General features: G+C 40.0%; 23 protein-coding genes and 1 tRNA gene. 11 read left to right on the forward strand and 13 right to left on the reverse strand.

Annotated elements, in window-relative coordinates:
* Positions 1-95: 95 nt before the first annotated feature.
* The 3 genes from FEM55_RS23065 to FEM55_RS23075 are packed head-to-tail and all read right to left on the reverse strand — an operon-like array spanning position 96 to position 1,967.
* A complete protein-coding gene (locus tag FEM55_RS23065; RefSeq protein ID WP_138283691.1) occupies positions 96-866 on the reverse strand; it encodes an ImmA/IrrE family metallo-endopeptidase in 771 nt (256 codons plus the stop codon).
* On the reverse strand, positions 866-1,216 hold the full coding sequence (locus tag FEM55_RS23070; protein WP_138283692.1) for a hypothetical protein: 351 nt from the start codon (positions 1,214-1,216) through the stop codon (positions 866-868). The genes FEM55_RS23065 and FEM55_RS23070 overlap by 1 nt, the downstream gene beginning before the upstream one ends.
* 7 nt (positions 1,217-1,223) lie before the next feature.
* Positions 1,224-1,967, reverse strand: a complete 744-nt coding sequence (locus FEM55_RS23075; protein WP_138283693.1) for an RNA polymerase sigma factor — start codon at positions 1,965-1,967, stop codon at positions 1,224-1,226.
* Between the two features lie 207 nt (positions 1,968-2,174).
* Between FEM55_RS23075 and FEM55_RS23080 the strand changes: the two genes are divergently transcribed.
* Genes FEM55_RS23080 through FEM55_RS23100 form a run of 5 tightly spaced genes read left to right on the forward strand, consistent with a single transcriptional unit; the run spans position 2,175 to position 5,904 of the window.
* Entirely contained in the window at positions 2,175-3,158 is a 984-nt protein-coding gene (locus FEM55_RS23080; RefSeq protein ID WP_138283694.1) for a CBASS oligonucleotide cyclase, read from the forward strand.
* A gap of 2 nt (positions 3,159-3,160) precedes the next feature.
* Entirely contained in the window at positions 3,161-3,670 is a 510-nt protein-coding gene (locus tag FEM55_RS23085; protein ID WP_138283695.1) for an HORMA-1 domain-containing protein, read from the forward strand.
* Entirely contained in the window at positions 3,671-4,555 is an 885-nt protein-coding gene (locus FEM55_RS23090) for an ATP-binding protein (protein ID WP_138283696.1), read from the forward strand.
* A complete protein-coding gene (locus FEM55_RS23095) occupies positions 4,552-5,382 on the forward strand; it encodes an SMODS-associated NUDIX domain-containing protein (RefSeq protein WP_138283697.1) in 831 nt (276 codons plus the stop codon). The genes FEM55_RS23090 and FEM55_RS23095 overlap by 4 nt, the downstream gene beginning before the upstream one ends.
* A 12-nt stretch (positions 5,383-5,394) precedes the next feature.
* Positions 5,395-5,904 carry a hypothetical protein gene (locus tag FEM55_RS23100; RefSeq protein WP_138283698.1) on the forward strand — a complete coding sequence of 170 codons (510 nt, stop codon included), beginning with the start codon at positions 5,395-5,397 and terminating at the stop codon, positions 5,902-5,904.
* A 178-nt stretch (positions 5,905-6,082) separates the two neighbouring features.
* Here FEM55_RS23100 and FEM55_RS23105 read toward each other — a convergent pair whose 3' ends face one another.
* The 6 genes from FEM55_RS23105 to FEM55_RS23130 form a co-directional block, all read right to left on the reverse strand.
* On the reverse strand, positions 6,083-6,865 hold the full coding sequence (locus FEM55_RS23105) for a relaxase/mobilization nuclease domain-containing protein (RefSeq protein WP_138283699.1): 783 nt from the start codon (positions 6,863-6,865) through the stop codon (positions 6,083-6,085).
* Positions 6,862-7,191, reverse strand: coding sequence for a plasmid mobilization protein (locus tag FEM55_RS23110; protein WP_138283700.1), 330 nt, complete (start codon positions 7,189-7,191; stop codon positions 6,862-6,864). The genes FEM55_RS23105 and FEM55_RS23110 overlap by 4 nt, the downstream gene beginning before the upstream one ends.
* Positions 7,192-7,413: 222 nt before the next feature.
* On the reverse strand, positions 7,414-7,947 hold the full coding sequence (locus tag FEM55_RS23115; RefSeq protein ID WP_138283701.1) for a hypothetical protein: 534 nt from the start codon (positions 7,945-7,947) through the stop codon (positions 7,414-7,416).
* Complete coding sequence (locus FEM55_RS23120; RefSeq protein WP_138283702.1) at positions 7,928-8,638, reverse strand: P-loop NTPase family protein; 711 nt, start codon at positions 8,636-8,638, stop codon at positions 7,928-7,930. The genes FEM55_RS23115 and FEM55_RS23120 overlap by 20 nt, the downstream gene beginning before the upstream one ends.
* Positions 8,635-8,925, reverse strand: coding sequence for a hypothetical protein (locus FEM55_RS23125; RefSeq protein ID WP_188584538.1), 291 nt, complete (start codon positions 8,923-8,925; stop codon positions 8,635-8,637). The genes FEM55_RS23120 and FEM55_RS23125 overlap by 4 nt, the downstream gene beginning before the upstream one ends.
* 58 nt (positions 8,926-8,983) lie before the next feature.
* Positions 8,984-9,871 (reverse strand): DUF8464 domain-containing protein, encoded by an 888-nt coding sequence (locus FEM55_RS23130; protein ID WP_138283704.1) that lies wholly within the window; start codon positions 9,869-9,871, stop codon positions 8,984-8,986.
* Positions 9,872-10,091: 220 nt separating this feature from the next.
* On the opposite strand from FEM55_RS23130, the gene FEM55_RS25055 reads away from it, so the two are divergent.
* Positions 10,092-10,310, forward strand: coding sequence for a hypothetical protein (locus FEM55_RS25055; RefSeq protein ID WP_171036641.1), 219 nt, complete (start codon positions 10,092-10,094; stop codon positions 10,308-10,310).
* 106 nt (positions 10,311-10,416) lie between these two features.
* Here FEM55_RS25055 and FEM55_RS23140 read toward each other — a convergent pair whose 3' ends face one another.
* The 3 genes from FEM55_RS23140 to FEM55_RS23150 form a co-directional block, all read right to left on the reverse strand.
* Positions 10,417-11,394 (reverse strand): AAA family ATPase, encoded by a 978-nt coding sequence (locus FEM55_RS23140; RefSeq protein ID WP_138283705.1) that lies wholly within the window; start codon positions 11,392-11,394, stop codon positions 10,417-10,419.
* Between the two features lie 45 nt (positions 11,395-11,439).
* Complete coding sequence (locus FEM55_RS23145; RefSeq protein ID WP_138283706.1) at positions 11,440-11,733, reverse strand: helix-turn-helix transcriptional regulator; 294 nt, start codon at positions 11,731-11,733, stop codon at positions 11,440-11,442.
* A 400-nt stretch (positions 11,734-12,133) separates the two neighbouring features.
* A tRNA-Phe gene (locus tag FEM55_RS23150) sits at positions 12,134-12,206 on the reverse strand.
* A 242-nt stretch (positions 12,207-12,448) separates the two neighbouring features.
* On the opposite strand from FEM55_RS23150, the gene FEM55_RS23155 reads away from it, so the two are divergent.
* The 4 genes from FEM55_RS23155 to FEM55_RS23170 all read left to right on the forward strand — a co-directional run bounded on the left by FEM55_RS23155 (position 12,449) and on the right by FEM55_RS23170 (position 15,739).
* On the forward strand, positions 12,449-13,792 hold the full coding sequence (locus FEM55_RS23155) for a 4Fe-4S dicluster domain-containing protein (RefSeq protein WP_138283707.1): 1,344 nt from the start codon (positions 12,449-12,451) through the stop codon (positions 13,790-13,792).
* Positions 13,793-13,819: 27 nt separating this feature from the next.
* Positions 13,820-14,617, forward strand: a complete 798-nt coding sequence (locus FEM55_RS23160) for a (Fe-S)-binding protein (protein WP_138283708.1) — start codon at positions 13,820-13,822, stop codon at positions 14,615-14,617.
* A gap of 99 nt (positions 14,618-14,716) precedes the next feature.
* A complete protein-coding gene (locus FEM55_RS23165; protein ID WP_138283709.1) occupies positions 14,717-15,217 on the forward strand; it encodes a hypothetical protein in 501 nt (166 codons plus the stop codon).
* Positions 15,218-15,259: 42 nt separating this feature from the next.
* A complete protein-coding gene (locus tag FEM55_RS23170; protein WP_138283710.1) occupies positions 15,260-15,739 on the forward strand; it encodes a gliding motility lipoprotein GldH in 480 nt (159 codons plus the stop codon).
* 7 nt (positions 15,740-15,746) lie between these two features.
* Here FEM55_RS23170 and FEM55_RS23175 read toward each other — a convergent pair whose 3' ends face one another.
* Positions 15,747-17,039, reverse strand: coding sequence for an AI-2E family transporter (locus FEM55_RS23175; RefSeq protein ID WP_138283711.1), 1,293 nt, complete (start codon positions 17,037-17,039; stop codon positions 15,747-15,749).
* Between FEM55_RS23175 and FEM55_RS23180 the strand changes: the two genes are divergently transcribed.
* Positions 17,038-17,877: an SdiA-regulated/phytase-like domain-containing protein gene (locus FEM55_RS23180; protein ID WP_138283712.1), complete on the forward strand. Its 840-nt coding sequence runs from the start codon at positions 17,038-17,040 to the stop codon at positions 17,875-17,877. The two genes, FEM55_RS23175 and FEM55_RS23180, sit on opposite strands and share 2 nt — an antisense overlap.
* Positions 17,878-17,950 lie beyond the last annotated feature (73 nt).

The raw sequence follows: 17,950 nt of genomic DNA on the forward strand, positions 1-17,950 counted from the left end.
GGACTATGCCCATCCGGAATTGGGGCATGATCCTGAATCAGTTTTTGACTATTTTTGAAAATAGGGTCAGGCTATAAGCTTCGCCCAACCCCGATTCAAAAGTTTACACAGTTAATGCGATAGTCCCAAAAATTCCTTGATAGATCTCTATCCGAAACATATTCAAACCACTCATTTGCACTAATAGGTAGCTCTTCGGCAAATTTTTCTCCATTTTTAAAATAAGTACCAGCCAAAGTATATTTTGGAACGTAACCGAAAGGTTGCTTCAACCATTTGAAAGGAAAATCATGACTGTGTTTAAACCATTTAACTTTACCTTGAACAGAGCATACGAGCATAATGGGATGTTTATCAATGGTCATAAGCCTGAGAACCGTGGCTGTTATGCTAGCTCCATATTTCTGACTTATATCTTGAACAAGACTGAAGTTAAATGAACGTTTCACACAGTCCTTTTTTACTCTGCTCGCTGGTAATAGAAGGGATGCCGCAAAATGATCAGCCTCTATTTCAATAGGATTTTTTGACGCAAAATTAGTATAAGATGGATGCGAGGGGGTTCGTCCATTCAATAAAGCTTGCCTATGCTCATCAATAAAATAATGACCCAGCTCATGTGCAAATGTAAATCTTGGTCTAGCTTGCCTCAAATCCCCATCTAGCTTAGTATTTACAAAGATGTGAAAAGAGCCGTTCTCAAATTCAATTAAGCCATCAAATGCACTTCCGTAGTCACCATTGCTGAATGTGATTCCCTTCATTGTAGCTATGTGCTCAGGAAGGACGATTTCGGAAGGGCAATACAGCTCAGCAATCGTTTCGGCAAGTTCTGATAATTCAATTTCTCTTTTCCTTGAAAGCATTAACCTTCGCTTTTTTTTCTTTGAGACGATTTAAGCTTGTCTTGTACCATTTTTTTTCTAATCTCCTCTGTAATCTCTCTCCCCTCTCTTGCTGCCTGAGCAAAATTTTGAGAATAGTCAGGTCTCATTTCAATCACACTGTTAAGTGATTTTTTCCCAACAATGGTTCGATGTAAAAAAACATACGGATCTTTAATACGCTCAGGCAGATCATTCCTAGCTGCATCAAGATCTAATTGGAGCTGACAAAAGTCACTAACTGTTTTAGGGAAGATAAAACCCAATTCTCGCAGGGACTTGTCGATACCGTCATCGAGCAAATCTTCAGTATTATTTATATCGTCAATCATGATTGGCCTATTTTCGTATGAACATATGTGGTTGCAGTTTCTCCTTAATTGAATCACGAAATTTCTGCAGTATCTTACGAATATTCTCTCGCGTCGTCCCCCACTTCTTTTCTAAGGCAGTTAAAACTTCATTGGGTGTATATTTCCCGGGTATATGATGATTATAAATAGTAAGTATTATATCTCGATCTCGTTCAGACAACCTTGACACGTACTCGCGGACGTTTTTTAAATTTTGCGAATCCTCAACATGTTCTGTCTCAATAATTGCAGATCCAACATCCAATAATTCTGATTTCTCCAGATTCTCAATAAAATCATCATAATCATCATCCAAATACTTAATGACACGAGCATCCTCAATTATGTGAGTGTCTGCAAAATCACTGTCAATTCCTTTGCTCTTGTACTGCTCCTGCAAGTAATAGTCATAAAAAACCCTTTGCATTATTGTAGTCATCCACTTCATAATAGAAATCCGCACATTTGACGGATTACGGATTTTACCCTTCTTAAACGTTGAGGCCTTGTTGTAAACGATATTAAAAGTGTCTGCTAGAAGATCCTGTGCTTCATCTTCATCTTTTGTGACTCCAGCTGCCACACGAAGCATAATATCCCAGTATCGACTGTATATCTTTCCATAGGCGTCAAGCGCCTCGTAAGGAAAATCGTCTTTTAGGCCCATCAACTCTATTAGATAATCGTCTGACTCGTCTAAGTCGGCCGATGTCTGTAAATTTTCTATCATTATGTGAGGGTATCTACGTAGTATACAAGAAAGTGTGAAAAAAGCATTTATACTGTATTCACGCAATTCCGTATATAGGTTAAGGAGCAACTAGTACAAATTTTAATTCTCAAAAAATATTTTCAAAGCATGACTAGTTGACGATGGGATTAAAATGATTTAAACTTAGAAAAAGCCAGTTCACAATAGAATTAAACAGAAATCTATATGAAATTAGAAAATCGGCAGTTACAACACTTTATTAATAAGATAAAACTTCATCCTGAAAACATGGAGAAATATCGAAATCAAGTAAAAAACTTGAAAGAAAAATTAGAAAAGAGAATCAGTGAAGACCGTTCAAATGGTCTAAAAGTCACTAAATACATTATTGCTGGCTCATGGAAGAAACATACAATATTAAAGCCCACGGGAGATAATCCAATAGATATTGACTTAGTACTTTTTGTCGCGGGGGACAGAAATATCCATAAAGACCTTAAGAAGTTATACGAATTCATCATCGAATATTTGACAAGTATCTATCCTCAAAAAGATATTAGTAAAGACGTAGATGCGGAGGGAAATACTAAATCAGTAACAATTACGTTTAGCGGCACTGGCTTACAAATTGATATTGTTCCGGTAGTACCCCTAGACGACCCCGCAGATTACGTTTGGCAACCTAGTAGACGTGGTGGAAAAAAATATATAACGAGCATAAATAGACAGCTAGCCTTTTCAGTAGATAAAAGAAAAAACAACCCGTCATATACCTCGATTGTTAGAGCCATTAAATGGTGGAAAAACTATAAAGAGTTGTATCCTACAGATGAAGAGCCTGGGCTCTCTTCATTTGCCATAGAGCTAATTGTAGCTCATTTAGACGAGCAATTTGGAGTTCAAGAAAATATTGAAGAGGGAATTATCAGAACTTTCCAGTTTTTAAGTGCTCCTACCTTCCCCATAATTACATTTAAAAATTCTATCAATTCTGTTCCTACAAATTTTGACACGCCAATCTACATTGCTGATAACACGAATAAAGAAAATAATGTACCTAGAAGAATGACCGACATAAAATGGAAAGAAATAGTTGATGAGGCAATAGATGCATTTGATACTTTGAATATTGCGCAAGCAAAAAACAATGAAGGAGACACTATTCAAGAGTGGAAATATATTTTTGGACCAACCTTTAACATTAAATAACGATGTACGGAACAACCACTAAAACTAGCACATATACAGTTCTCGATATTAGAAGAACCTTTGAGGGTTGTGAGGTCGACATTCGAACAATTGCTCGAAGAACAGGAAAATGGTCCATGGAATACGTTGATAAAATATTTCATGATATTTTAATACTTGCAGAAAGTGAGTACTTATATTCCGTTGATATCACCTTACTTGAAGATGGAACAAATAAGGTTTTGCGGGCTTCAAAATTTGTCGTTAATAGTCTTGGCACAACTACTGAAAGTGAACGGGCAGGCAAAAATAACGATTGGACAGATCTCTCTAACACACATCTGTCGGTTATCCTATCATATACTTCAAAATGGAATTCACTGTCCGAAGATCAAAGAATACATTTTCAGAATAAATTAAAAATTCTTTGGACACCATCTCAAATAGATAACAGTTTTCCACATCTTAGCAATAGCAATGCACAATTGTACGCTAGCAAAGGATATGAACTTCAAAAAACAAACTTCAAGTAAATGGAATCAATTTTTGACAAAATAATTGAGCTTCCAAGCTCCACAATTCAGGAACGAGCAAAAGGACTCGTTGGATTTGATAAAAAATTCAGCAGGATCTACTCTAATTTGAAATTACTACTTGACCAAGAGGGCCTAGTATCCTGGAGCAAGAAATTTCACAATACGGAGCTCCCAATCATAGGCCAACTAAATGAAAAATACCCACTGGTAATTTTAGCAGGAGATGCAGGTACAGGTAAAACTGTCACTGCAGAAGCAATAGCTGATAAAATTATGAGAGAATTAAAAAGAGATGGATTTTTTCTCAAACTCAGCACTAGAGTAAGGGGAGAAGGTTTACATGGTCAAATGGGGAACTTAGTAAACGATGCTTTTGCTGAACTGAAGAAACAAGCCGGGAAACGCAGAATTGCATTTTTATTGATTGACGAGGCCGATGCCATTGCATCTACACGATCAACATTACAGATGCATCAGGAAGAAAAAGCTGCTGTTAACACCCTTATTCAAAAAATAGATGAAATTAGAGAATTAGAGGGACGAGCTATACTTTTTATGTCCACCAACCGGCTACATTTTATTGATGAAGCAATTATTCGAAGAGCATCAATAATTTTAGAGTTTGAACGGCCGGACACAGCAGAAAGGATCCAACTATTTAAAAATAGCCTTGCTGGTTTCGAGCTTGCTGCCCATGAACTCGAAGAACTGGCTGAATTAACAGGTCCTGAACGCAATGGGGGATTAGGCTTTTCTTTTTCCGATATAAGGCTGAGAGTGCTCCCAGAAGCAATTGCCGCCGCATATCCAACGCATGCCCTTACATACAAGACGATCAAGGATGTTCTTTCTAAAATCAAACCAAGTCCGAAAATCATATGAAACTGTTCATCGAGGTTCTGGTATCTTGTATATTAATAGGTGCTGGTGCACTTAGCAGTCAACCTTTTTGGGAATCTGGATTCACTCAGGCAGGGGTAATAACCTTATTAACCTTCATTATAACTGCTACTGTTACAAACTTTAAGAGGTTGAAGCTCGCCTTACATTTGACATGGTTGTCAATTTTTAATAAGAGAATACGATTCTCAATGTCCTACCTTTACCTTATTAAAATTGATGATAAATACCTATTAGTCAAAAATTTTAATTTTGGGCACTACCAGCTAGTAGGGGGAAAATACAAACGGTTTGACAGAACTCAAAGTATTTTGCAAAATGACTTTAAAGCAATTGATGACTTGAAATTAAAAAATTCTGGAGGTATGAAGGATGACTTTGCCCTTTTCGTCCCAGCAAGAAAAGCGTTGAAGTTTATTGACTGGTTTAATTCGGGTAAAGATAGGGAAATATCTCATTGGCGAGAATTTTATGAAGAGTTGATCGAAGGCAAATCCTCAGTACTATCTCAAAAAAACTTTAAGTACGTTAATTACTATTTTAAGGGAACACTTACTACGCCTATTCATCGAACTCCTGGCTGGAATTGTAATGAAATTCTACAGTACGATATTCTTGAATTGATTCCTACTCCTGAACAAGAATGTGAGCTCAGAGACTTACAAAAAAATGGCGACACTGACTACGTGAAATGGGCAGACGAAGATTTAATTCAGTGCTTAGGTCACTGTAGGCGTCAAAAGAAACTCCTTTATAAAATAGGCGCTCACACAAAGTGGGCTTTAAATATGAAATGGGATGATAATTAAAAATTCGATTATATGGATGATGGATCAATAAGTGATAAAAACGAAATCGAGAAATATCAGAAAGAAATAAAAAGGATCAAAGTAGTTATAATATTTTTATTAATACCTTTCTTATTATATATCATAATTATAGTTTTTAGGTATTTTGCGCTTACAACATCTGAATATTACACGAATACTTCTATTGCTAAGAATCTAGGTATCATATGGTTTATGCTTATCGTTATTTCAGGCGGAATATGCCTTTTTTTGTGGCGAAATAGCAATCAACAGTTTTGGTACGGTGCTACTGAAGTAATTGGATCACTGCTCTATACATTTTACTATCTCGATGAAGAGACAAGTTTACCCTACATAAACTGGTTGACAGCATTTTATTTCTGTGTTCGTGGCTTTCAAAATATGTCTGATGGCTTTAAAAAGAACTTTGAATTTAAAGAAATGGTATTAACATTACTTTCACTAGGCATTAACTTATCCGAAGGAATATTCAATGTAATTAGAATAAACAAAAAAAGGTAATAGGAATTGTAAATCTGGACACTATTTTAAAATCTGTGTAGATGAGCTTTGTCCTAATTTTGATCCTTATGCACACAACTATTATCAAGCATGATTTTAAAAATTTAAGTACAAAGCACTTCTGCTAGGTTTACTTGGAGGATCACAAATTTTCTCGACTGATTTTTTGTAAATCACACTAATAAAGTGTTTTCAAGTAACTTTGCCTTTTTGCAAATAAACTAGCCTCAAACTTAGACTGCAATTGTTTAGCAGTAAACCCAACATCCTGCCCTTTAATTGGTATACCCCGATAACTATAACTAGTATACTTTAACTTTCCCTCTTCAACCTTAAACTTACACTGAATACCCTTCTCCTTTAACAGTAATTCTAGATCCTCAAGACTATTACACTTCTGCTTTAAAGCTGATTTAATAGCCAAATTAACAATCTTCTGAGCTTCCTTCTGATTCTCAGCAACATGCCGCAATTTCCCCTCTTGAAGCTTCTCTACTAAAGCAAAATTAAGTTCCTGTGTGATCTCCTTACATATCCGAACGTTACGCGCATAATTATGCGAAGTCTCCAATGCTTTACTCCCATCTGTTGGTACTCGGTTGATGTAAATATGTATGTGCTTGTGCGGCTTGTCATGATGCTGGTAAACTGCAATCTGATGATCTTTAGGATCAGCACCCATTTTGGAACAGTACAGATTTGCAGCTTCGATCATCTGCTCTTTGGTTGGGTTCTCTCCCGGTTTCCAGTTGAGAGAAGAATGCCATACTGGTCTTTTACACCGGCTGCCTGCTGCCTCTTGTTGCATTTCCATTGCTATACCGAGTGGATCTAGAGACACGACATTGTGCAGCAGCAAAAGTTCCGATTTACCTTCGATCTCTTTACCGTCTAAGCTATATCCAGCGCCATAGTTAATAGCACCTAGGAAACTAGATCCGATAGTTGTCTTTGCTATCATTTTTTCAGAATGCGTTTAAGTTCATCTAAAACTTCTGTGATCGGTTTTTGATAGAAAAAACCCTTATTAGCAAATGCAGCCAATTGATTGAGGTTAGTTCCAATCCCTTGTAGATTCCGTTTTTCCTCCTTGTCAAAACGAGCTTGTACCGGATGGCCAGTTCCAAGTTTGCGTAAATATTCTGATACTGAAAGTCCGGCCAGAGTAGCCTTTGATTTGATTTTAATGTAGTCCTGCTGGGTGACGCGTAGCGGAATCGTTTTGTCTTTGTTTTCCCTTTTAGCTTGGCTTGACTGACGGGTATCTTCATGAGAATTTTCTTCCATGGCGCTAATGATTGCTTTAAATATTTAAGTTGATGGGGTTCAGGGCGGAGCCCTGGCAAGACAAGGGAGGAACGACCGTTGTGTTTGCAACTGCAATTCGGAGCGTAGCAGAAGAATTGTAGTTACAAACACATGGCTTGCTTACAAGTGCCTAAAGAAGGTGGTATAAACAAGTCTAAAATGGTCGAATCCGGTCGAATTAAGTATAAATTTAATGGCAACTTATTGATTGTCAGACTCCAAAAGAACTATAACTGCTTTCTCTTTTTTTAGGTACTCATATTCCTTACCAATTTTTATTGAGTTGGCTTTGGCCGCAGGACGTAGTACCAAATACTTTTTAGATTCAAATTCTCGTATATCTGCCACTCTGATCATTTGCTTAAATGCATTGAAGTTGGGATACTGCTCTACGAAATTTGAGATCTCGTTGTACTTTTCGTACTGTCCGACATAATATGCAATGAATAAGATTCCTGTTAAAACAATGAGTGAAGGACTAAGCAATTTGCCCAAGCCAAAAAAGAACGCTTGCCTGTCATTTTTAAAATGAACTGCATGTACCTGACCTTTGATAAGTTGAGCTGCATTACCAATTTCCTTTGTGGACTGCTGAACCGTTTGACTGAAATTACCAAAGCGATCATTCAGTTCGGTCAGTATTACGGCTGTCCATTCATCCATTTCGTAGCCATACTTGGCTTGGAAGCTACCTTTTATTCTGGTTAGTTCTTCCTTAGTTATTTGTGAGCTCATCTTTGAAATTGTCGTTAAGTTCCTTTTTTAATCTGATTCTTGCCCCTGTCTGGTATTCATTAATACCATAACCTTTTCTCACGCCGTCAAGAATTTGGCTGCCTAGGTTTGAGCCAGGATCAAAATCTCCGAATGTTCGAAATCTTAATCCTAATACTTCACAGTTACGTTTTAGTTCTTCAGATAGTGTTGAAAAATTTTTAAACGTTGTGATGCTTTGCCAGACAGTCACTTCGAATTCACCACGCAGGGCAATCACAAGCTTTTGTAGATAATCTATGCTTGGAATGTATGCCCCACCGCCTCCAATAACTACGTGAAAATTAGCTTTACAATCCAGTTCATCAACGAATTGCTTGAATGGCAAGTCAAGCTCAAGAAGTGCTGGGAACTGCTCAGATTCCGGAGCACCTAAATCAAAATAAATCAGTTCAAATCGAGCATCCACAAGGCTCTCTATATAAGAAACCAGATTATCTCTCACCAAAACTTCTTTCTCATTAAGCAGCGATACTGCTTCTGTGCGGGATTCTCCTAAAAATTTAAGCTGCCGACTGGATGTACCAGTGGAGCTATCCAAATCCACAAAAAGGGATTTCTCGCAATTTTGATTAGCTATACCAAGTAGGTAGGTAAGCAGACTTTTTCCTACACCGCCCTTGGCTTGAAGGATGAAATTGAGCTCTTTCATTTGTTAGAAAATTTACTTTTACGTGGGAAATTTGAACTTGTATTATTTTCGTCCGGATCGGTCCAGCTAATATCCTGTACGTTGGCAGGTGTACTAGGTTTTGATAAATTCAAATCTATTAAAGGTGGCTTGGTTAATGATCGACCAATCTCTTTAACCGGATCTGACCCGTTAATCTTTCCATTGAAGTAATGACGGCAATACTTGATATCAGCAGCTTGAACCAAATCCTTCTCGCCCAATTCCTGATTGATAAGTTCTGCTATCATTGATAAGGAGGCGTTCATAGTGATTCTGTCTTTAAACAGATCGTAAAGCATCCGCTTTCGCTTTGGATCCTTTCTTTCATATAGCCGGAGCAGCACACTTTTGTTCATCACACTTTCTGTTTTGAGTTAAATAATCATTCAGATCCTTATGATCGGAGTAGAACATGCTCATATCTATCACACGAGGATACATCTGTTTGATATAGGATGCGGCTTTCGTTCCGGATAGATCATTATCGAGAAATAGGAATTTGGAGTCGTAAGCAGATAAAGGCTCTGATACCTTAGCAAGCAAAGAAAGAGAATTGAGGATTATGTAACTCGAGTTACTGACATGAAAAACAGGCAGCATCAGATATGATAGAAAATCCATAAAACCTTCAAAGACAAGTAAGTTACTACCTCCGTTTCCAATGAAAGTAATGTCCTTTGGTGCTATGCAGGATTTAAATCCTTTACTCCTTAGCTCGTAACCGCCTAACTGGTTTTTGAAGCCTAGTCCTCGAAATACATGACCCTGATTCGAGTAGGTAAGCTCTGTACAATACTGGTTAGCAACTTCAATGCAAATACCCCGTGTATTGAGATAATCAATCAAGGCAAGATCCTGAATGTAACCTTCCTTCACTATACGCAGCTTATTCCTACTTGGCATCTCTGGAACCTGCGCTGCTGGTTGCGGGTGAAAAGAAGAAAAATCACAGGTTATTAACCTGATCACCTCTCTTACGTCCTCCATTTTGAAAATTTTGCAGGCTAAGTCTATTAGATTGCCTCCTACCCCGATGCCATGGTCGTACCAAAGGTTTTTATTGATATCTACTTTAAATGAAGGATATGCTTCCAGATCCCTTATCATGCTGATATACCAATAGTTATCACCTTTTTTGGATGCAGGTTGAAAGCCGTTGTGGCTCAAAAAACCTACAATGCTATATTGCTGATTCAACTGTTTTGCATTCATTTTTTTTCTTTTTCACCCGCCCTTGTTCCGTTCCGTTCCATGTTCCATACGTTCCATTCGTTCCATTTTACTAAAAAATTCACCTATAGTATTGATAATCAAAGAGTTCCATTTTTAGCAAAAATTTTGGGCGAAAAATGTGGAACAAATGGAATTTTGGAACTTTTGGAACGAATGGAACAAACGGAACATCTGGAACAAATGGAACATCTGGAACAAAATGGAATTTTTGGAATGGTTGGAACAAATGAAATTTTGGAACGAATGGAACAAACGGAACGGATGGAACAAATGGAACAAAACGAAACTTTTGGAACGAATGGAACATCTGGAACAAAATGGAATTTTTGGAACGGATGGAACAAATGGAATTTTGGAACTTTTGGAACAATCGGAACGGATGGAACAAATAGAATTTTGGAATTATCAGATCATTTGATTGAGATCGTTCTATGCCTTTTTATTTCCTCGAACATTTTTCTCACAATCCCCTCTCATAAAATTTGGAGGGGTTGTGAGAGAAAATGTGAATCCATTATATCCACCTATTCGTTTAACCAGCGATGGATAGTCCCTTTGCCCCTATTTAATATTTTAGCAATTTGCTCTATGGTCTTTCCCTGATCCCTCAACTCACGGGCTAAGTCCTTTTGCTCCTCTTTTACCGGCATAGACTCTACTCCGATGTGCTGCGCTTCGTCAATATCATCTTGAACAAACTCGAACCATAAAGAATCAGGATTAAGCCGGATCAGCTTTGCCCCATCTGTCTCTTCGCAATGCCTAGATTTAGAGCGTTTGAGGATACGATACTGAATGTCTTGCTTACTTCTGCGAAGAAACATGTCGCTGTCTGTCAAATCAGACTTCACTCCTGACCCACTTTGAAGATCACTGTCAGTAAGCAAATTCTTTGTGTGCTTCCGAGTATGATCTGTTATAATGATTGTCGTGTCCAGCATATCACGAAGAGTTAAAATAAGGTGCATGGCTTTTGCGACTTCCTTTCCATTGTTTGTATCTGAATTTAAAAAAGCAACTCTAAAGTTGTCCAGGACAATCAATACCGGCTTGTGGATTCTCGACATTTCAATTATTGCCTGCGCTTCTTCTTCCAACCCCTTTTTGGTTGTATAGACATAACTCTGATAGGTCGAAAAATTTATCTGTTCTGGCGGTGCTTCAAACAGCCGAGCTAATCTTCTACTGATCGTGTCTTCACTCAACTCACAGTTTATAAACAACGTGTTGCCATGGTACTCGATTGGCTCATTCCATAGCTTCGGCCATCCTGACGAAATGGCTATACAAGCTTGGAGACCTAATAAGGTTTTTCCGGTACCTCGCTCAGCTGCAAAGATCACAGCGGAGTTTTCAAGTATGTAATTTCCAAGCAATCTCTTGAGAGGAGCGAGCGTCCTTCCATTGACTGCAAGATCCTCCATGTTGTTCAATGAAGATTTATGTAAAATCTTTCCTTCCAAATGGTTGTGAAAACCATTCAAGGCAGCTAATTTTGTCATACTAATTTTGTTAAGATTTTTTGGAGGGGTAATGCGGATCAGGCATTATCCCTTTTTCTTTGATTTCTGGTTTGTGTACATGTAATTTAATACCTCGGATTTCACAAAATAAATTCTTCGGTGAAGTCTGCGATATGGTAGTCCGTCCTTTTGCCACTGGTGAAGAGTCACTAGGGAGACGTTAAGCTCCTTGGCCATTTGCGCTCGTGACAGGAGTCTTTCATCACTAGCGGACACCTGATCAACCTTTGGGCTAAAAGCATTCTTAAACTCTTCTTGAATCACCTGTCTGGTGAAGTTTTTAAACTCGTCAAACTCAATTACTACTAGTTTGGTCATGGCACATTTGTTTTTGATAGATGATGGCAAATGTTGAGGCAAAGGCGCAAGAAAAGCAAGTATGAAAAAGTATGAACTTTGCGTTAACTAGTATTAAATGCATCTAGACGCTGTATAGGCGTATTTTGCTGAATGTCGTGTAGAGGTGAGAAAAAGCTAAATTTCTCCTTCGAGGTAAGAAATGATAAAGTTTGTGATATGGTTTTGTCGGAAAATGACAGGAAGAGCTCCGGATTCAGCAGTCTATTTCTGAAACCTTTTGTGAAAGCTGGATTAGGAAATACTGTAAACTTTGAAGTTGCAAATCTGGAATTTTGCAGGAACTGTAAACCAGAATGTAAACCAAACAAAAAACCGCTCGATAATTTTAAGATTATCAAGCGGTTAGCTTTGCATTCTGTGGTGATGGACGGAATCGAACCGCCGACACAAGGATTTTCAGTCCTTTGCTCTACCGACTGAGCTACATCACCGCTTTCAGTTGGCCCCGTTTGGGACTGCAAAAATAGAAGTCTGTTTTAGCTTTACAAACTAATTGAAGAAATATTTATGAAATTATTCAATTATATTTTCTACTTACCTCATTCCCTTGACTTTAACTTTCCATAATAATTATTTTGTTTGAAAACCATTTGCAGCCAGTTACATTTTTCCCATATTTGTTAGTAGTATGCTTGCATACTAATGACTTTTGCCAGAAACCAATTCATTTGCAATGGAAGCAATTCAGCAAATACTCTTTATCGTTGTGCTTGGAATAGCCGGCTGGATGGTTTTTCAGCGGGTGCAGCTTATCAAATCTACAATTAATCTTGGCAGGCCCGAAGATCTTACCGATCAGCCGCAGCGACGCCTTTCCACCATGATGCGCATTGCATTCGGTCAGAAAAAGATGTTTGACAAGCCTTTGATCGGTATTCTGCACTTTGCCGTGTACGCCGGTTTTATCCTGATCAACATTGAAGTCCTGGAAATTGTACTGGATGGAATTTTGGGAAAGCATCGTCTTTTTGCTTCGTTCCTGGGTTCGTTTTATCCGGTTCTCATCGGCTTTTTTGAATTGCTGGCAGTTGCTGTGTTGCTCGCCTGCCTTGTATTTCTTTTTCGCAGAAATGTGGTGAAAGTAGCGCGTCTGCAACCCGTTCGTCACCGTGAGATGAATGGCTGGCCGGCACTGGACGGAAAGCTGATTCTGATCTTTGAAATTGTCCTGATGATTGCCATTCTGACCATGAACGCTGCCGACAGTGTATTGCAGGATTTAGGCAGTGCGCATTATCCCAAAACCGGAAATTTTTGGTTTAGCCAGTTTTTAAAACCGTTGTTTGAAGGCTGGAATGAAAATGCGCTGATCCGTTACGAACGTGCCGCATGGTGGTTCCATATACTGGGTATCTTTGCATTTGCCGTTTATGTTACCTATTCCAAACATCTGCATATCATTCTTGCTTTTCCGAATACCTATTTTTCAAGGCTGATCCCGAAAGGTGAAATGAAGAACATGCCGGAAATTACCAATGAGGTAAAAATGATGCTTTGGCTGGAAAACTCATCGGGCGGAACTTCCGAAGTTCCGGAACGCTTCGGTGCAAAGGATGTACAGGACCTGAGCTGGAAAAATCTGATGGATGCTTATTCCTGTACAGAATGCGGGCGTTGTACCGCGGCTTGTCCGGCCAACATAACGGGTAAAAAGCTTTCTCCCAGAAAAATCATGATGGATACCCGTGATCGCCTCGAAGATGTGGGCAGGAACATGAAGGCCAACGGAGGAAAATTTGTCGATGACGGAAAAAGCCTGATCGGTGATTACATTTTGGAAGAAGAAATTCTTGCCTGCACAACCTGCAACGCATGCGTGCAGGAATGCCCTGTGCTTATTAATCCGCTGGATATCATTCTTCAGCTTCGCCGGTACAAGGTAATGGACGAAGCACATGCGCCCGGTTCCTGGAACACGATGTTCCAGAATCTGGATACCAATCAGGCTCCGTGGAAATTTTATGCCGGAGACCGCTTTAACTGGACGGAAGGTCTTGAACAGAAATCTGCCGGATAAGCAGCCATTCATCTAAATTGTAATTTCATGAGTGATTTGACATACAAGGTCCCGACAATGGCCGAAATGGCTGCTGCCAATGAATCTCCGGAAGTGTTGTTCTGGGTAGGCTGTGCGGGCGCATTTGACGACCGGTACAAAAAAGTGACGGTCGCTTTTGTAAAAATACTGAACAAGGCAGGAATCAGATTTGCGGTACTTGGAACGGAGGAAAGCTGTACCGGCGATCCTGCCCGGCGTGCCGGAAACGAGTTTACTTTCCAGATGCTCGCCATGTCCAACATTCAGGTGCTAGATATGTACGGAATCAAGAAAATCGTTACGGCATGTCCGCATTGCTTCAATACGCTGAAAAATGAATATCCCGAACTCGGCGGCCATTATGAAGTAATTCATCATTCGGAATATCTTCAGCAGCTGATCAATGAAGGCCGTGTCCGGCTGGAAGGCGGCGAAACATTCAAAGGCAAAAAAATTACTTTTCACGATTCGTGCTATCTTGGCCGTGCCAATGACATTTATGAAGCGCCGCGGCATGTACTGGAAGCGCTGGATGCCGATCTGGTGGAAATGAAACGCTGCCGCACAAAAGGCCTTTGCTGCGGTGCCGGCGGCGGACAAATGTTCAAAGAGCCGGAGCCGGGACGTAAAGACATTAACATTGAACGCATCGAGGAAGCAATAGCAACGGGAGCAAATACTATTGCGGTTGCCTGCCCGTTCTGTATGGTTATGATGACGGACGGCGTCAAGAACAAGGAAAAAGAGGACGCTGTAAAAGTGTACGATCTGGCCGAACTGATCGCACGGGCAGAAGGCTTGTAAACGAAACAACAGAACTTAGTTTTTACCGGTCTTGTTTTAAATTACCGGCAAATAGCCTTTCTTAAATCGGTTTTTCAGGAAATTAAAAATTACAAAGTTATGTACATTCCATTCAGCGATATAGATTTACAGTCAAGAGTCTGGATTTATCAGGCAGACAGAACCATAACCAATGAAGAAGCGGGCATTATTACCGAAATGCTCAAAGCTTCTCTGGATGAGTGGAAAGCGCATGGCAAGCCGCTTACGGCTTCGGCAAAAGTGTTTGAGCATCGGTTCGTAGTCATTGCCGTGGATGAAAGTGATGAACTGCCGAGCGGATGTTCGATTGATACTTCTGTTCATTGGCTGAAAGAAATCGGTCAGCGCATGAACATTGATTTTTTTGACCGTTCACTGGCTTATTTCGACGATAACAATACCGTTCAGACGATGGCAGTGCCAAAAATCAAACAGGCTGTCATGGATGAAGTGATTACGCCTTATACGACCATTTTTGACAATCAGGTGGCCAATAAAGCGCAATGGCTGAAAAGATGGAAAATACGTGCTTCCGACTCGTGGCTGAGCCGTTATTTTGCGCAGCAGACAAGTTCGTAAGTTTAAAATAGCTGTTTTGTGAATCAAATACCCGAATCCCGAATGAAATTTCTGCCCTTTGTCCGGCTGTTGTTAATTTGCCTGTTATTGTCAGGATGCAATGAAAATGTCGTTTATAAAGCGCATGAAAATATTGAGGACGGTCTTTGGTATATCAACAACAAACCTTCTTTCAAGGTCGAAATAACGGATACGGTAAGTGCTTACAACATGTATTACGTGCTGAGAAACGCATTTCAGTATCCTTATTACAATTTATATCTGACCAGAAATGTAATCGGCCCGGACAACAAGCAGATTTCCAATACGCTGGAAGAAGTTTATCTTTCCAATGAAGTATCCGGAAAACCGTACGGCCACGGGCTTGGCGATCTGTTTGATCATAAAATCCCTTTTCAGAAAAATTACAGGTTCAGAAAAGCAGGAATTTACACGTTTACACTCTCGCAGTCCATGCGCCAGAATCCGCTTCCGTTTATCATGAGCGTCGGAATCTGTGTTGAAAAAGTGAAAACCGAATAAACTGCAATCAGCTTTCCGCATTGGCTGCCGGCGAAGACGACGGAGGCGGATTGCCGGATTCATTCTTCTTTTTGGATTTGTTGCGGTACCGGCGGTAAGGCTTTTTCTTGAATTCCGGAGCTGCTTCTGCCTTTACATCGGTTTCTTCCTCTCTCCGTTCTTCCCTTCTCCGTCCTACCCTTTCTCCTTCCCTTCTTATTTCCGCTTTTTCTTCAGCTACTTCGTGTACAGGTTCTCCGAGTAAAAAGCCGTAAGGTTCAAGGCTCGGAATCGTATCCAGAACGACTTTCAGAATGGCGGTAACAGGTAACGCAAGGATTAATCCGGAAAGTCCCCACAATTGTCCGCCCAGAAACAAGGCAACAATGGCTGCAAGCGGGTTCACACTCACTTTCGACCCGACAATGTTGGGTGTTATAAAATTTCCTTCCAGAAACTGCACAAAGCTCATCACGCCGATCACGCCGACTGCATACCACGGTGAATCCATGGTAACAATGCTCAGCAAAGCAGGAAGTATGGAACCGATCAGTATGCCGATATAAGGGATCAAAATCAGGAACCCGGCCAGAAATCCGAAGAAAATGGCATGCGGAATGCCAAGGATCAGCAAGCCGATGCTGTTCAGAACACCGACAATGAGAATAACCAGAAACAATCCGGAAAGATAGCTCTGGATTACTTCATAGATTTTCTTCAGAAGCAGATTCAGTTCATCATTGGAAACATTGGTAACGGCCTTGTGAACAAAACGCCTGAAGAAATCGCGGTACAAAAGGAAAAAGAAGATGTATAAAGGAATCAGGATGAATGTGGAAATGGCTCCCGTTGTTGTAACCAGTGTGTTCAACAGAACGGCCCTTCCTTCGCTCAATGCATTGATCAGATACTTTTTTGCCTCGCTGACCTGCTGGCTCCGGCTAACGTTCAGATAGCGTTCGCCCATTGTAAGCGCTTGGTCCAGAATGGTTTCTGCCTTTTCAGTTATTCTGGGAAGCTCCTCTGCAAAACTCCCGATCTGGATCGAAACGACATAAACCAGAATGGTGATCACAACGAACAAAGCCAGTATGCTGAGCAAAATAGCCCCGATCCGCGGCACACGGTGACGTTCCAGCCATGCACAGACCGGATGCAGCAAAATGGCCAGCAAAATTGAAAATGCAAGTGGAATGATTGTTTCCCGCAATGTAAACAGAATATACACCGTTGCAATAAGCGCCACAAGTATGCTGGCCAGCTTCAGGTAAGCAGGTGTTTCTCTATCTTTGTTTGGGAGTGGACGTAATGTTGAATTCATGAATAAATTAATGTATCTGTGGTATGCGGTAAAAACGGTTTTGTGTACTTGTCAGCCGGATCATAGCATCAATAATTTCGAAAAGGTAAAATCCCATTATCAGATCAAAAAAATCGGTACGCTCCCGGCGGTTGCTGCTGAAAGTTCGGGGCTTGCTGCAGGTAACGGAGAAAATTCATTCTGGACTCATAATGACAGTGGCGGAAAAGCAGAACTTTATGAGTTCAATCTTTCCGGAAAATTGCTTTCAACAAAAACTGTTCCCGGTGCAAAAAATATGGATTGGGAAGACTTGGCAAAAGATCCGGAAAACAACATCTATATCGGAGATTTCGGCAATAACGCAGGAAACAGAAAGTCTTTTGACATTTACAGGATTCCGCCCGATCAGAATGCTACGGAAAAAATCACTTTTGAATATGCCGCCCAGAAAGGTACATCCGGAGCTTCGGATATACCGGAATTCGATTGCGAGGCATTTTTTTATCATGATAAAAATCTATACCTTTTTTCGAAAAACTGGACCAAAGACAAACAGGTAAAACTGTACCGCCTGCCTGCAGAAAAGGGGAACCACAGCCTCTCGCCTGTTGACAGCATTTATATAGATGCGCTCGTGACTTCTGCAGACATCAGCCCGGACGGTAAAACTTTTGCTGTTCTGACTTATGGAAAAGTACTTTTATTCGGAGTAAGCGGGAATGAAATCAACTTTAAAAAGCCGCTTGGCTGTTTCCGGCTGGTGAAAATGCAGAATGAAGCCATTCTCTTTTTGAATAATACCGACATGCTGGTTACAAACGAACAAGGCAGTATTTACCGAATTACTTATCGCTGATATTATGTTTGTGTTAACATTGTCCCGAAACATATAATCTGAACGTCACATCCGCTAATTTCATGCTGCGTTT

This window comes from Dyadobacter sediminis (assembly GCF_005860765.1).
Taxonomy (GTDB): domain Bacteria; phylum Bacteroidota; class Bacteroidia; order Cytophagales; family Spirosomataceae; genus Dyadobacter; species Dyadobacter sediminis.